The organism is Subtercola sp. Z020, assembly GCF_002931235.1.
Classification (GTDB): domain Bacteria; phylum Actinomycetota; class Actinomycetes; order Actinomycetales; family Microbacteriaceae; genus Subtercola.
Genome location: NZ_PSTT01000121.1, coordinates 53,550 through 66,754 on the forward strand (window position 1 = coordinate 53,550; position 13,205 = coordinate 66,754).

The 13,205-nt window shown below is 69.7% G+C and carries 12 protein-coding genes; 5 read left to right on the top strand and 7 right to left on the bottom strand.

The window, feature by feature from the left end; genetic code table 11:
- Positions 1–25: 25 nt before the first annotated feature.
- Positions 26–1,000 (bottom strand): patatin-like phospholipase family protein, encoded by a 975-nt coding sequence (locus C5B96_RS15610; protein WP_104246282.1) that lies wholly within the window; start codon positions 998–1,000, stop codon positions 26–28.
- A gap of 55 nt (positions 1,001–1,055) precedes the next feature.
- Between C5B96_RS15610 and C5B96_RS15615 the strand changes: the two genes are divergently transcribed.
- Together C5B96_RS15615 and C5B96_RS15620 are read left to right on the top strand one after the other, a co-directional pair.
- Entirely contained in the window at positions 1,056–3,488 is a 2,433-nt protein-coding gene (locus C5B96_RS15615) for an excinuclease ABC subunit UvrA (RefSeq protein ID WP_104246283.1), read from the top strand.
- A gap of 77 nt (positions 3,489–3,565) precedes the next feature.
- Positions 3,566–3,835, top strand: a complete 270-nt coding sequence (locus tag C5B96_RS15620; RefSeq protein ID WP_104246284.1) for a hypothetical protein — start codon at positions 3,566–3,568, stop codon at positions 3,833–3,835.
- A gap of 6 nt (positions 3,836–3,841) precedes the next feature.
- Here C5B96_RS15620 and C5B96_RS15625 read toward each other — a convergent pair whose 3' ends face one another.
- The 5 genes from C5B96_RS15625 to C5B96_RS15645 all read right to left on the bottom strand — a co-directional run bounded on the left by C5B96_RS15625 (position 3,842) and on the right by C5B96_RS15645 (position 9,241).
- Entirely contained in the window at positions 3,842–4,234 is a 393-nt protein-coding gene (locus C5B96_RS15625) for a PPOX class F420-dependent oxidoreductase (protein WP_104246295.1), read from the bottom strand.
- Between the two features lie 132 nt (positions 4,235–4,366).
- Positions 4,367–5,422, bottom strand: coding sequence for a LacI family DNA-binding transcriptional regulator (locus C5B96_RS15630; protein WP_104246285.1), 1,056 nt, complete (start codon positions 5,420–5,422; stop codon positions 4,367–4,369).
- A gap of 32 nt (positions 5,423–5,454) precedes the next feature.
- Complete coding sequence (locus C5B96_RS15635) at positions 5,455–6,189, bottom strand: MgtC/SapB family protein (protein ID WP_104246286.1); 735 nt, start codon at positions 6,187–6,189, stop codon at positions 5,455–5,457.
- A 6-nt stretch (positions 6,190–6,195) separates the two neighbouring features.
- A complete protein-coding gene (locus C5B96_RS15640) occupies positions 6,196–7,914 on the bottom strand; it encodes a metallophosphoesterase (RefSeq protein WP_104246287.1) in 1,719 nt (572 codons plus the stop codon).
- On the bottom strand, positions 7,907–9,241 hold the full coding sequence (locus tag C5B96_RS15645; RefSeq protein ID WP_104246288.1) for an MFS transporter: 1,335 nt from the start codon (positions 9,239–9,241) through the stop codon (positions 7,907–7,909). The genes C5B96_RS15640 and C5B96_RS15645 overlap by 8 nt, the downstream gene beginning before the upstream one ends.
- Before the next feature lie 120 nt (positions 9,242–9,361).
- On the opposite strand from C5B96_RS15645, the gene C5B96_RS15650 reads away from it, so the two are divergent.
- Positions 9,362–10,312: a hypothetical protein gene (locus C5B96_RS15650; RefSeq protein WP_104246289.1), complete on the top strand. Its 951-nt coding sequence runs from the start codon at positions 9,362–9,364 to the stop codon at positions 10,310–10,312.
- 19 nt (positions 10,313–10,331) lie between these two features.
- Here C5B96_RS15650 and C5B96_RS15655 read toward each other — a convergent pair whose 3' ends face one another.
- Entirely contained in the window at positions 10,332–11,663 is a 1,332-nt protein-coding gene (locus C5B96_RS15655) for a DUF4214 domain-containing protein (protein WP_158507210.1), read from the bottom strand.
- A gap of 145 nt (positions 11,664–11,808) precedes the next feature.
- Here C5B96_RS15655 and C5B96_RS17225 point away from each other — a divergent pair, with 145 nt between their 5' ends.
- Entirely contained in the window at positions 11,809–12,342 is a 534-nt protein-coding gene (locus C5B96_RS17225) for a hypothetical protein (protein ID WP_146078223.1), read from the top strand.
- A gap of 11 nt (positions 12,343–12,353) precedes the next feature.
- On the top strand, positions 12,354–13,184 hold the full coding sequence (locus tag C5B96_RS15665; RefSeq protein WP_104246292.1) for an inositol monophosphatase family protein: 831 nt from the start codon (positions 12,354–12,356) through the stop codon (positions 13,182–13,184).
- Positions 13,185–13,205: the final 21 nt, after the last annotated feature.

The window sequence follows — 13,205 nt, forward strand, 5'->3', positions numbered from 1 at the left end:
GCGCAGCTGGGACTGGCCGGGCGGCTCAGCCCCAGAACGCCCGCACGTCGTCTGCCACGAGGTCGGCCTGGCGGCGACCGGCTTCGGCGGAGGCTCGGCGGGTGTGCATGAGCAGCGGGTTCGCGCCGAACGCTTCGGTGCTCTCATCGTCGGCCTCCACCACGAGCACCTCGCTGGTGCCCCTCAGGGTGTCGACGACGCCCGGCAGCGTCGGGCCCATCCCGCTCACGGGCGGCTCGGGGGAGCAGGCGATCACCAGGATGCGGGTGCAGTCGGCGGCCACGTCGGCGTTCGTCGCGGAGCGCATCCCCCCGTCCATGTACACGTGCCCATCGATGGTGATCGGTTTGAAGACGCCCGGAACGGCGCAACTCGCGGCGACCGCGCTGGTGAGGTCGGCATCCGAGTCGCGATCGAAGACGGTGAAGTGCCCGCTCTCGGCGTCGACCGCGGTGATGCGCAACTCGCCGGCCGGCCAGCCCTCCTCGGGCAGCAGCGGCGCGATGCGGGCGCGGCTCGCCGCGTCGTCGGAGCGCTGGTAGTCCTCGCGGGCGAACTCGCCGATCGTGCGGCGGGCGGCCGCCTCGCCCTCTGTGCTGGCGACACCGGCCATGATGACCTTCATCGTGCGGGAGAGGTCGCGGTCCTCCGCGCCGTCGGGCGCAGGGTCGACGACGGGTCGCCCGTCGGCGTCAGCGGCGGCGGCGTCAGCGGCAGCGGCCGCATCAGCGACGGCCGCGTCATCGGTGGCGCCGGCAGCCGCGTCATCGGCGACCAGGGCGGCATAGGTCGCGTCGAGGGAGCCGGCGCGGAGGCCGACACCCACGACCGACCCGGCCGACGTTCCGACCACGACGTCGGCGCCCTGCAGGTCGATGCCGTGCTGCAGGAGGCCGGTCAGCAGGCCGGTCTCCCACGCGATGCCGGCGACGCCCCCTCCGCCCAGCACGATGGCGCGGCGTTCGGTGCCCTGGTCGAGTCGGTCGTCTGTATCACTCATGCTGCAACGCTACCCGCGCCCGGCGACATCGGCGCTCTCGCTTAGGATCGGTTGGATGCCCTCCCCCCGCGTCCGCCCTGCCAGCCCTCCCGCGAACCCCGAGAACGAGGGCTTCATCCGTGTGCGCGGCGCGCGGGAGAACAACCTGCGCGATGTGGATGTCGACGTGCCGCGCGACTGCATCGTCGCCTTCACCGGCGTCTCCGGTTCGGGTAAGTCGTCGCTCGCGTTCGGAACGATCTTCGCCGAGGCGCAGCGCCGGTTCCTCGAATCGGTGGCGCCCTACGCCCGGCGCCTGATCGCGCAGGGCACCACCCCGCACGTCGACTCCATCACGGGCCTGCCGCCGGCCGTCGCGTTGCAGCAGCGGAGGGGCGCGCCCAGCTCTCGGTCGACCGTCGGCACGCTGACGACACTGTCGAACTCGGTGCGCATGCTGTATTCGCGGGCCGGAAGCTACCCGCAGGGGGCGGCGCGGCTCGAATCGGACTCCTTCTCGCCGAACACGGTCGCGGGTGCCTGCCCGCGCTGCCACGGCATGGGCGTCGCCCACGAGGTCACGGAGGCCTCCGCCGTTCGCGACGACTCCCTCACCATCCGCGAGGGCGCGATCTCGGCGTGGCCCGGAGCGTGGCAGGGCAAGAACCTCCGCGATGTGACGGCGGGCCTCGGCTACGACATCGACCGCCCGTGGCGGGAACTCGGCCGGGAGGAGCGGGACTGGCTGCTGTTCACCGAAGAACAGCCCGTGGTCGAGGTGCACCCGCAGCGCGACCGCGTCGCCAAACCCTACAAGGGCCGGTTCTGGAGCGCCCGGCAGTTCGTGATGCACACCCTCGCCGACTCGCAGAGCGAGTCGCAGCGCACCAAGGTGCTGCAGTTCGTCGAATCGGGGCCGTGCTCCCTCTGCGGCGGAAGCGGGCTGACGCGAGCGGCGCTGGCGGTCACCGTCGCCGGGCTGACGATCGCCGAGGTGAACGGGCTCACCCTCGCCGACCTCGCGGCGATGCTGAACCCCATCGCCTCGCTCGAGCACGCCGCCCCGGCCACGTCGCGCGCGTCGTCGGGCGAGGGAACGGAGGTCTCCGTGGCGATCGCCCGCGACCTGCTGGGCCGGGTCGAGGTGCTGACCGGGCTGGGCCTCGGGTACCTCAGCCTCGACAGGGCGACCCCCACCCTCTCTCCCGGGGAGATGCAGCGGCTGCGCATCGCCACCCAGCTGCGGTCGGGCCTGTTCGGTGTGGTCTACGTTCTCGACGAACCGAGCGCCGGCCTGCATCCGGCCGACGCCGAACCTCTCATCGAGGTTCTGGAGAGCCTCCGCGCCAGCGGCAACAGCGTCTTCGTCGTCGAGCACGACATGGACATCGTGCGGCGGGCGGACTGGATCGTCGACGTCGGGCCCGGCGCAGGCGCCGGCGGCGGCGAGGTGCTCTACAGCGGGCCTGTCGAGGGTCTCGCCGAGATCGAAGCGTCTGTGACGCGGCGTTTCCTGCAGCCGACGCCGCATCGGCCTGCCGGGCATGCCCTGCGGGCCCCGGTCGACTGGCTCCGCCTGCGGGATGTCACGCTGCACAACCTCGATCATCTCGACGCCGATGTGCCGCTCGGCGTGCTGACCGCGGTCACCGGAGTGTCGGGTTCGGGCAAATCGACGCTCGTGGGGAGGGTGCTCGCCGAACGTGGCACCGAGCATCCACTCGTCGACAGGGTCGTGCAGGTCGACCAGAGGGCGATCGGGCGAACGCCCCGGTCGAACCTCGCGACCTACACGGGGCTGTTCGACGCGGTGCGCGCCGCATTCGCGGCGACACCCGATGCGGCGGCGAGGGGATGGTCGGCGGGGCGCTTCTCGTTCAATGTCGTCGGCGGCCGATGCGAGGTGTGCCAGGGCGAGGGATACGTGTCTGTCGAGCTGCTGTTCCTGCCCGGCAGCTGGGCGCCCTGCCCCGAATGCCACGGCACCAGGTACAACCGGGAGACGCTCGAAGTGCTGTGGCACGGCGCATCGATCGCCGACGTGCTCGGCATGACCGTCGAAGAGGCCGCGCCCTTCCTCGCCGAGGTGCCGGCCGCCTCCCGGGCGCTCGAGACCCTCCACCAGGTCGGGCTCGGCTACCTGCGGCTCGGCCAGCCCGCCCCCCAGCTCTCGGGAGGCGAAGCGCAGCGCATCAAGCTCGCGACAGAGCTGCAGCGCGCCCGCTCGGGCCACACCCTCTACCTGCTCGACGAGCCGACCACGGGCCTGCACCCGGCCGATGTCGAACTGCTCGTCGTGCAACTCGAGCGCCTCGTCGACGCGGGCAACACGGTGGTTCTGGTCGAGCACTCCATGCCCGTGGTCGCCGCCGCCGACCACGTCATCGACATGGGTCCCGCCGGCGGTGTCGAGGGCGGGCGGATCGTGGCCTCGGGCACTCCGCACGCCGTCGCCGCCGAGGCTCGCAGCCGCACCGCCCCCTACCTCGGCCGCCACCTGTCGGCCTAGAGGCAGACCGCGCCCGGGTCAAGGCCTGACCCGCCTGCGCCCCGGGCCTGTTGAATGGAGGCACGGAAGGGACATCGATGCGCAGAGACCTGATACTGATCGACAGCGAGATACACCAATTGGCACAGGGTGCCGACCTTGAGGCGATAAAGACCCAGGCCCTCCAGGCTGTGCACGACGGCGGAGGCCTCCTCGACCTCGTGGTCGTCGGCAACAAGTCGGTGACGGCCCTTGTGTCACCCGGTGTGTCAGTGCAGTTCGAGTCGATCCAGGTTCCGCGGGACGATCGTGACGACGGCGATCTCGACGCCCCGTACGACGTGGACTACTCCGAATCGATGTACTGAGCCCGCCTAGCCCTGGCCGCTGACGCTCGTCGCCTCGATCGTCAGCACGATGCGCTGCTGGTCGCGGCCGCCGTACCAGGGGTAGGGCCGGCCGGTGTACTTCTGCGAGAGGGCCTCGATGCTCTCGGTGCCGCCCTCCGTGGTCATGTTCGTCACCCTGCCCCGCACCTGGATGTAGCGGAACGGGTTCTCCGGGTCCTGGATGGCGAGCGCCACCCGAGGGTCGCGCTCGACGTTCCGCACCTTCACGTAGCCGACCACGGTGTTGATGATGACGTTGACGCCGTCGGTGTCGACCCACGTCTCCGTCACCTGCGGCGAACCGTCGGGCATGATGGTCGACAGAAAGCACGGGCTCGGCTTCCGCAGCAGGTCGAGCAGGGTGTCGGGCAGGGTCATGGGGTCTCCTCGGTCGAGCGCGGAGTGCGCTCGCGTCTTCATCGATTCTCCTCCCGAGCGGGCCGCGCGCTGTGAGGGGTTGCGCAGGCTGCGCAGGCTGTGAGGGTTGCAGGCCGCGTGGGGCGTCTCGGTTCAGGGCTGCGGCCGAGGGGGCCGGGTGGAGTCCCGTGCGACGAGGCTGACCCCTCCGTGGTAGTCGCCGTCGGCTGCCCCGAACAGTCGACGGAACGCCTCGCGGCCGAGCCGTCGTCGATCCACGGCGATGGTGGTGAGAGAGGGATTCAGCAGCTGCGAGGTGGGGAGGTCGTCGTGGCCGACGATCGAGAGGTCGTCGCCGATGCGGAGCTCGAGCTCGTGTGCTGCCATGTACACGTAGTGGGCGGCGAAGTCGGAGTTCGTGATGATGGCCGTGGGTGCAGGCCGGGAGCGCAGCGCCGAGACGATCGCCGTGGTGATGGCGGCTCCCTGCAACTCGGCGCTGATGACCACCGGTTCCGCTCGGGCCTCCCGACAGAGTTCGACGAATCGGGTCAGCCGGTCCTCGTCGGAACGGAGTGCCTCGGGAGCAGTGAGAAAGCCGATGCGCTGGTGACCCAGGGCGCGGAGGTGTTCGAAGGCCATCGTGACGGCCCTGCCTCCATCGGGCGAGACGCGCGGGATGCCCGGTCCGAGGTGTGTCGACGAGTTGATCAGAACGGTGCGTGCACCGGGCCGCAGGGTGAGCCACTCCTGCACCACGTGCGCGCTCCCGACCGGGGCGATGGCGAGACTGTTGACCCGGCGGGCCGCCAGGTGCCGGATGTGTCGGCGCTCGCGGTCTTCGGAGTACTCCGAATCCATCGCCAGAACCGTGATGTCGTGCTCGAACGCGGCCTCCTGCATCCCGGCCAGCACGTCGTTGAAGTACGGGTTCGCAATGTTGCGCACGATGAGGCCGTGCACAGCGGTCTTGCCTGTGCGCAGTTCCCGCGCCAGCGTGTCGGGTTGGTAGCCGAGTTCGCGCGCGGCCCGCAGAATCTCCTCGCGCTTCTCCGGGGAGACACCCGGTTTGCCGTTCAGGGCGAAGCTGGCGAGCGCGGGGGAGACCCCCGCAGCGTGGGCGACGGTCTTGAGCGTCGCGCGGCGCCGAAGCGCGGGTACGGCCGTCTCGCCGGGCTGAGCGGCCGGAGCGGAGATGTCGTCGTCCATAGTCAGCCATTCTGCCCCTCGGAACGGCGTGCTCAGTCGTCGTCCTCCTCGTCCTCGTCGCCGGGCCGGGTGGCGATGCCGGTCACGGCGACCCGTTCCACACCGGGCAACTCGAGCAGGGGTGGAACGAGATCGCGAAGCGGTTGCCGGCCGATGAACCGCACATCCATCGAGATCACCGCCTGCCCGGCCCGGGTCACCCTGTCACTTCGCCGGATGGCGGTCGCGAAACCCATGGCGGTCGCGAGGGAGAGGATGTTCCGAAGTATCCCCTGCCCGTCGAGGTAGGTGATCCGGAGCACCCGTTTGCGGTCGGCGCTCGGTATCCGGCGAACCAAGGGGCCGATGACGAAGAGGGTGACCAAATGCAGAACCGTGATGAACAGGGCCAACGAGAGCATGCCCGCGCCGCAGGCCATGCCCACGGCCGCCGATTCCCAGATCGTCGCCGCGGTCGTCAGGCCGCGCACGACATCCCTGCCCTTGAAGATGACCCCGGCCCCGAGAAAGCCGATGCCGCTGACCACCTGTGCCGCGATGCGCGAGGGGTCGAGGTTCACCTCCTGGCCGAGCACCAGATCGAAGCCGTAGGCCGAGACGAGCGTGAATCCGCACGCCCCGATGCCGACGAGCACATGGGTGCGGTATCCCGCGCTCTTCTGGCGCATCTGGCGTTCGATGCCGATCAGGGAGCACAGCGCGAAGGCGGCCAGAAGAAGCTCGAGCTCCACCCCGCTCGTCTCGGAGAACACGCTGATCAGGGTCATCGCAGATCAGGCTCCCGCGCGGGTGCTGCCGGTCGGCGAGCCCGCCAGCGACAGGCCGCCGGTCTGCAACAGGGAGTGCAGGGTCGACGCGGGCAGCGGCACGTACAGCTCGACGTTCCGGTCACTCGCGTGCCCTTCGGCGCTCAGGCCGCCCACCGAGTACGGGTCGTTGGCGGCGGCCTCCCGGTGCAGTGCGGCGAGGTCTGCCAGCGTCGTGCCGCCGCTCGGAGCGGGATCGACCTGTGAGTCGATCATGGTGCTCCGGATGATCGCACCCCGCCCCGGGGCCACCTCGACGGTGATGCTCCGCAGTTGCACGGGCCATTCGGCCACCGAGCTCGTCGAGAGCTCCCAGAAGCCGCCCGACCCGCCGGGCCGCGGAGTGGCTGCGTTCTTGTGCGTGTGCCCAGACACCCAGAGGATCACGTTCGGGTAGCGGTGCAGAAGGGCCTCCACCTCGTCGGCCAGGTGCAGCGGCCCTGTTTCGGCCGAGGGCCGGTACCCATTGGTGAGCGTCGAGATTCCGTGGTGCGAGCAGAGAAGCACCAGGCGATCGGTCGCGTCGCCCGACTGCATGCTGCCGTCTGCGTCGACCCAGGTCGAGTGCACCTCGCGCAGTCGCTCCTCCAGCCAGCGCAGCTGGGCATCGTCGATGCAGCCGTCGACGTGGCCCGCCGGGTTGGTCGTGTCGAGGGTGATGACGCGAAGGCCCGGTACGTCGTCGTGGCAGTAGTAGGCGGTGCCGTTCCGCTCGTTGTCGACTGTGAAACCGTGCCCGTCGGGGGTGCCGCCGGCGGCGCGGTGCTCGGCGACGTACTCCTGCTTGCTGACGATGCGCCGGTCGTTCCGCGCCTCGATGCCGACCGACGGTCCTGTCGAGAAGACGCCTGCGTCGTCGACATAATCGGCCAGGGCGTCGCCGTCGACCGGTGCCGCTGACGGACGGTCGACGGGTTTACGATCGCCGACGAGAAAGTCGTCGTAGCCCCGAGGGGCCGCTGCCCGACCCTGCACGAGGCAGTCGTGGTTGCCGAAGCAGGCGAGCCACGGCAGGCCGACCCCCGCCGCATCGAAGGGGAACGTCGCCGTCTCGATGGCGCCGGCGTAGCTGGGGAAGCCCCGGCGCGTCTTCCACTCGTCGGTCGTTCCGGGTTCGGGGTTCCAGTAGGACGGGTGATTCGACAGGGTGACGGTGTCCCGCAGGTTGCGGGTCGTCTCGCCGGGGCGGATGCGCCCTCCGTTCATCATCGAGAGGTACTGGCGCAGTTCGTTGATCTGCGCCGAGTCGGTGTTGTCTCCCGTCGTCACGACGAAGTCCGCCGTTCGGCCGTCGAGAGTGACACTGGCCCGCACCGTGCGGATGATCGATTCGATCGCCTGCAGCAGGAGGAACTCCTGGGGTCGGTAGGCCGGCAGCATGCGCGACCATTCGGCATCCCCGGCGAGCCGCTGCAGGAACTCCACCCTGCTGGGGGAGGCGAGGTCGGCCAACTGGAAGTCGGTGATGTGCAGGAACCGGCTGAGCGTCTCTCGCTGGGCATCCCAGCCGCTGATGCCGTCGGTCCCATCGGTTTCGTCGCCGAGAAGCTCGGTGCGTCGCAGGTGATTCTCCCCGGGTGCGTACTCGAGCCGGCGGTAGCCGCCCTCTCCCGGTGCGCTCTTCACGATGACGCGCTCGGTGGTGTCGACCGCCTCGGTCGGGGTTGTCGGGTGGATCTCAGACACGCACGGTCTCCTCTTCTTTGTTGATGTCCTCCAGGCTCCGGCCCTTCGTCTCGGGCGCGAGCACGACGCAGATCGCGAGCCCTGCGGCCCCGACCGCTGCGAAGAACCACAGAGCGACGTTGTTGCCCCAGATCGCCACGAAGTTCGGGAAGACCAGAACGCCGAGAATGGATCCGATGCGGCTGACCGAGGTGGCGAATCCGGCACCGGTCGCCCGGATCGAGGTGGGGAACAGCTCGGTCGGATAGACGAAGTTCAGAATGCCGCCGCCCGAGTTCGCGAACAGCACCGCCGCACTGAAGAGAACGATCAGAAAGGTGAGGGTCGGGGTGAGGTTGACGGCCAGAACGATCAGCGACAGGGTGAGTCCCGCGAACGACGTGATGATGAGCGGGCGGCGACCCCATCGGTCGACCAGATTCATCCCGATCAGCGAGCCGATGAGACCCAGAAGCGCGACCAGCCCGGAGCCGATCAGAGTGACCGCCCTGTCGCCGTTGGTGAGCGGCGCGAGAATCGTCGGGGTGTACATCGAGATTCCGTAGTACGCCGTGGCGTAGCAGAACCAGAAGCCGCAGACGAAGAAGGTGCGCTTTCTGAGCGTCTTCGAGAAGAGGAACCGCAGCTGCTGCTTGCCCGCCTTCGCGGGCTCGAATGCGGGGAGGGTCGCGTCTCCGGTGATCTGCATCATCACCTGGTGGGCCTCCTCCTCGCGGCCCTTCGAGATCAGCCAGCGAGGGGACTCGGGGAGCTTCAGGCGGAAGAAGAAGACGACTAATGCGAAGACCGCGCCGACGAGCAGCAGCCCACGCCAGGCGAAGTCACCGAGGGGGAGCAGCGCCAGGCCCACCAGGTACGCGACGACCGCGCCGATGAACCACATCGCGCCGAGGAACGTGCTGTGGCTGCCGCGCCGCTTGTTCGACGCGAACTCCGACACGAGCGTGGCCGAGATCGGGTAGTCGGCGCCGATTCCCACGCCCAGCAGGAAGCGGAACACGATCAGCTGCCAGACATCCATCGAGAAAGCGCTCAGCCCGGCGAACACGACGAACGCCAGAAGATCGACCACGTACATCGCCTTCCGCCCGAACCGGTCGGTGAGATTGCCGAGCCAGCTCGCCCCGATGAACGAACCGATGATGGCCGAGGAGACCAGCAGGCTCTTCTGCAGCGGGTCCACATCCCAGTCGCTGGCGATCAGCGGCAGTGCCACGGCGATGACGGTCAGGTCGAACCCGTCGAGAAAAGTGCCGCCGGCCGAGAGGAACGTCACCCGCCGTTGGAACCGCTGCACCTTCGGACTCTCCAGTCCTTCAAGCGTCATTCCCATACCTCCTTGTACGGACCAGGCCCGGTCTCCCCAGCCTGCTCTAAATCGATTTAGAAAGAGTAGGTCACCTCCCTCGCGCCGTCAATCCCCCTCTGCCCTCAGTACGATGAAGCCGTGTTCATCGAGACGCCCCAGGTCACCCGCCGCGCCGTCGTCGGCGCTGCGTGGTCGGCCCCGCTCGTGGCCGCGCTGGTCGCCGTGCCGGCCACCGCGAGCAGTACCCCCGAGACCGGCTTCGCCTGCCTGGGTGACTCGCTCACGGCAGACGGCGGGTTCGGCGATGTGGTGGCGGATGCGTTCGGCTGGCAGCACGCGAACCTCGGCGTTTCGGGGCAGACCTCCACAGAGGTCGCGTTCCGGTTCGGTGCGCTCCCGCTCGCGGTGACCGTCGACGGAATGCGGATGCCCGGCAGCGGCCCCGTCGTCGTCGACACGCTCGATCCGGCAACGAGCTACCGCGCGGGAGGTGCGACGTCGAAACCGTTCCGGTACGACGCCGAGCTGATGGGCATCCCGGGCACCTTCACCGAAGACGCCTCACACGACCCGCCGCGGCTGAGCTTCACCCGCACCGACGCGGGCGATGCCGTGGCCGTTCCCGACGGGTCGACGTTGCGCGGAACCCAGGGCGACGCCTACCGTTCCGACCCGATCACGATCTGGGTGGGGCGGAACAACATCGCCGCCCAGGCCGACGTGCTGCGGGACATCGATGCGATCGTCGCCTCACTCGCTCCGAAGAACTCCCGGTTCCTGGTCTTCTCGGTGACGAACAGCCAGCACGAGCCCTCCGGGTCGGTCGGCTACGGCCAGATCGCCGCCACCAACGCCGCGATCGAGGCGAAGTACCCGGGCAACTACCTCGATGTGCGCCGCTACCTGATCGACCACGGGCTGGCCCAGGCCGGGCTCACGCCGACCGCGGCCGACCTGGCGGCGATCAGCGAAGACAGGGTGCCGCCGCAGCTGCACCGCGACGTCATCCACTTCACGGACGAGGCGCAGAAGGTGATCGGGCACTACGCGACCGTGGTGATGCTCGCCAAACGCTGGAAGCTGCGCTGAGACGGCCGACCCCCGCGGGTCAGGAGTAGGCGGCGACGGCGCGAGCGTAGTACTCGTCGCTCGACGTCAGGCCCGACCGCAGGCCGGAGTCACCGATCTTCAGCGCGAGGCCGACCCAGCTCGCCAAGCCCCCGGGGTCAGGGACCCGCCCGAGGTAGCGCTGGTACATCAGGCTCACGCGCTCGCTGATCGTCTCCGTCGAATCCCAGAACTGGTCGATCACCCACTGGCGGCCGTTCTGCTGAACGAGCGCCGACCAGAAGTCGCGGTCGGCCGACGACGCGTTGCGGTGCAGCAGGGTGACGTAGAGCGAGGCCACGAAACCGCGGTCGGTCCGGGTGTGGGCCGCGTAGTACTCGTCGGAGGCGTAGAACTGCGTCTCGATGTCGTCGGTGGTGATGGTGCCGGCCTGCATCAGGGTGAGCCAGTGGGCTCGCCCGCCGGGCTCCGACGAACGGCCGAGCACGGTGCGGTAGGCGGCGTCGATGCGGATCAGTCGGTACTCGTCGCTGTTGACGAACGCGTCGGAGACCACGTTCCGCGGTGACCCGGTGGCGAGCTGGCCGCCCCACCACTGCCGGTCGTCGCCCGACGCGGTGCGGTTGAGGTAGTCCTGGTAGAGAGCGGCGACGTAGGCGCCGCTGGCGGAGAGGGAGGGCAGAACGGCGGTCGCAGGGCGCACGTTCAGCGGCGCGTTCGTGTTGCGGAAGTCGACGTGCTGGTGGTTGCACGAGTCCGAGAACTGGCTGATGTTCGCGAGCGGGAGATTGCCGCGACAGTTCACCTGGCCGGCGTTCGTGCCGCGCGGCACGAACGTGTCGAGAAACCGCAGCAGATCGATGGTCGCGCCGTTGCCACCGTTCAGACCGTCGCCGCCCACGCTGGTGAAGTCGATCGCCTCTCCCGGGTTCAGGCAGTGCACGGAGTAGGTCGGCGGGCCGCAGTTCAGATTCGAGCCGATGCAGGGTCGCTGCAGGTCGGAGACGGTGAGCGAGCCGAAGTTCTGCAGCGTCAGCACGAGAACCTGCAGAATGCGCACGTCGAGCGCACACCCTGCCTGCGCCTGGCCGTTGGCGAGCGGCGCGATCTCCCGCTGGAAGATCAGCGTGGGGTTCGTGCGGAACTTGCCGGCCGAGTTCGCCTGCACGAGGGTCTGGGCGAGTTCGATCGGATTGCTCGACACCGCAGGCTGGGTGACGGCCGTCGGGGCGACCATCAGCGCCGCCGCGGCATCCGGAACACCCGCGGGAGCACCGGCTGCGGCAGGCGCCACGCCGAGCACGACCGCGCCCACCACCACCATCGCGGCTGTGATCGACGCCCACCCGCGTCGCCTCTGTACGTCTGACATATCGTTGTTCATTCCGGTCTTCGGTTCGGTGTGCCCCCATCGCGAACACGATGCGATAGCTTCATACTGACATGCGGGGTGCGGGATGTCTCGCCGGGGCCTCCCGACGGGCGACAGACAGAGTGGGGTGAGCATGATGCGATGGATGTTTCCGGCAGCACTGATCGGGGTTCTGCTGCTCTCGGGCTGCGCTGACCAGGGTGCGTCGAGCGGTGCGACGCCGACCCCCACGGTGGCGACGCCGACCGCGACGGCCACGACGCCCCCGAACGTGACGGCCAGCCCCCGACCGACGGGCGATGCGACCACCGCCCCCACCGCGCCCGCCACCGACGCGCCCCCGGCGACCGTGGAGCCGACCCAGCCGGCGACGCCCACCGACCCGGCCGTGCCCTCGTCAGAGGTCGCCTACGACACCGTCGTCGACGCCTGCACCTCCTGGCAGGACAGCCTCGGCCAAGACGCGGCCACCTTCCCGGCGACGCAGGCGCAGGCCGCCCAGCTGGCCGCGACCGCTGCAGCCGGTGACCCGAAGTGGCAGACGCTGGCCTCCGACATGGCCGGCCTCGTCGCGATCGGCACCGACACCAGCAGCGACGCGGTCGAGCGGGGCCAGCAGCTCTTCACCGACCTCAGCACGCAGTGCGGCACAGTCGGCGTCACCGTGAACGCGGGCTGAGCGCCTCCGCTGTGGCCGCCGACGCGAACGGCTCCCTGCTCGAGATCGCCCGTTCTGTGGCGACGGATGCCGCGGCCCTCGCCGCGCGCCGGAGGGCCGAGGGGGTCGAGGTGGCAGCGAGCAAGTCGTCGGCCGAAGACATCGTGACGTTCGCCGACCGCGAGGTGGAGGCGTTCATCCGTCGCTCCCTGCTGGCCGCCCGGCCCGACGACGGGTTCTTCGGGGAGGAGTCGACCGACAGCGCCACACGGGGAACGTCGGGTCTCACCTGGGTCGTCGATCCCATCGACGGAACGGTCAACTACCTCTACGGCATCCCCGCCTACAACGTGAGCATCGCGGTGGTCGAGGGTGAACCCGACCCGTCGACGTGGCGGGCCCTGGCCGGCTGCGTCGTGAACCCGGTGGTCGGCGAGGTCTTCACGGCGACGGATGCCGGGGGAGCCTTTCTCGGCCGCGTGCCGTTGCGCGTGAATGGGCCGACCGAGCTGTCGCAGGCCCTCGTCGCGACCGGGTTCGCGTACAGCGCCGAGGTGCGGGCGCAGCAGGGCCTCGTGCTCGCGGAACTGCTGCCGCAGGTGCGCGACATCCGCCGGATCGGTGCGGCGGCCCTCGACCTCTGCTACGTCGCGGCGGGGCGGTGGGACGCCTACTTCGAGCGGGGGCTGAAGCCGTGGGACCACGCCGCGGGCGCACTTGTGGCCCGCGAGGCCGGAGCGGTGGTGACCGGTTTCGACGGCGCACCCGCGTCGGTGGAGTTCACGCTGGCCGCGGAGCCCGGCCTGGCCGCGCGCCTCGAGCCGCTGCTGGCCACCCTCTTCGCCGCCGCCGGCCTCCGCTGACCCCCGCCCGCGCTTCCCCCC

Bases quoted from the DNA above. Each gene is read 5' to 3' on its own strand.
- C5B96_RS15610 (WP_104246282.1), bottom strand. From the start codon at position 1,000: ATGAGTGATACAGACGACCGACTCGACCAGGGCACCGAACGCCGCGCC.
- C5B96_RS15615 (WP_104246283.1), top strand. From the start codon at position 1,056: ATGCCCTCCCCCCGCGTCCGCCCTGCCAGCCCTCCCGCGAACCCCGAG.
- C5B96_RS15620 (WP_104246284.1), top strand. From the start codon at position 3,566: ATGCGCAGAGACCTGATACTGATCGACAGCGAGATACACCAATTGGCA.
- C5B96_RS15625 (WP_104246295.1), bottom strand. From the start codon at position 4,234: ATGACCCTGCCCGACACCCTGCTCGACCTGCTGCGGAAGCCGAGCCCG.
- C5B96_RS15630 (WP_104246285.1), bottom strand. From the start codon at position 5,422: ATGGACGACGACATCTCCGCTCCGGCCGCTCAGCCCGGCGAGACGGCC.
- C5B96_RS15635 (WP_104246286.1), bottom strand. From the start codon at position 6,189: ATGACCCTGATCAGCGTGTTCTCCGAGACGAGCGGGGTGGAGCTCGAG.
- C5B96_RS15645 (WP_104246288.1), bottom strand. From the start codon at position 9,241: ATGACGCTTGAAGGACTGGAGAGTCCGAAGGTGCAGCGGTTCCAACGG.
- C5B96_RS15655 (WP_158507210.1), bottom strand. From the start codon at position 11,663: ATGTCAGACGTACAGAGGCGACGCGGGTGGGCGTCGATCACAGCCGCG.
- C5B96_RS17225 (WP_146078223.1), top strand. From the start codon at position 11,809: ATGTTTCCGGCAGCACTGATCGGGGTTCTGCTGCTCTCGGGCTGCGCT.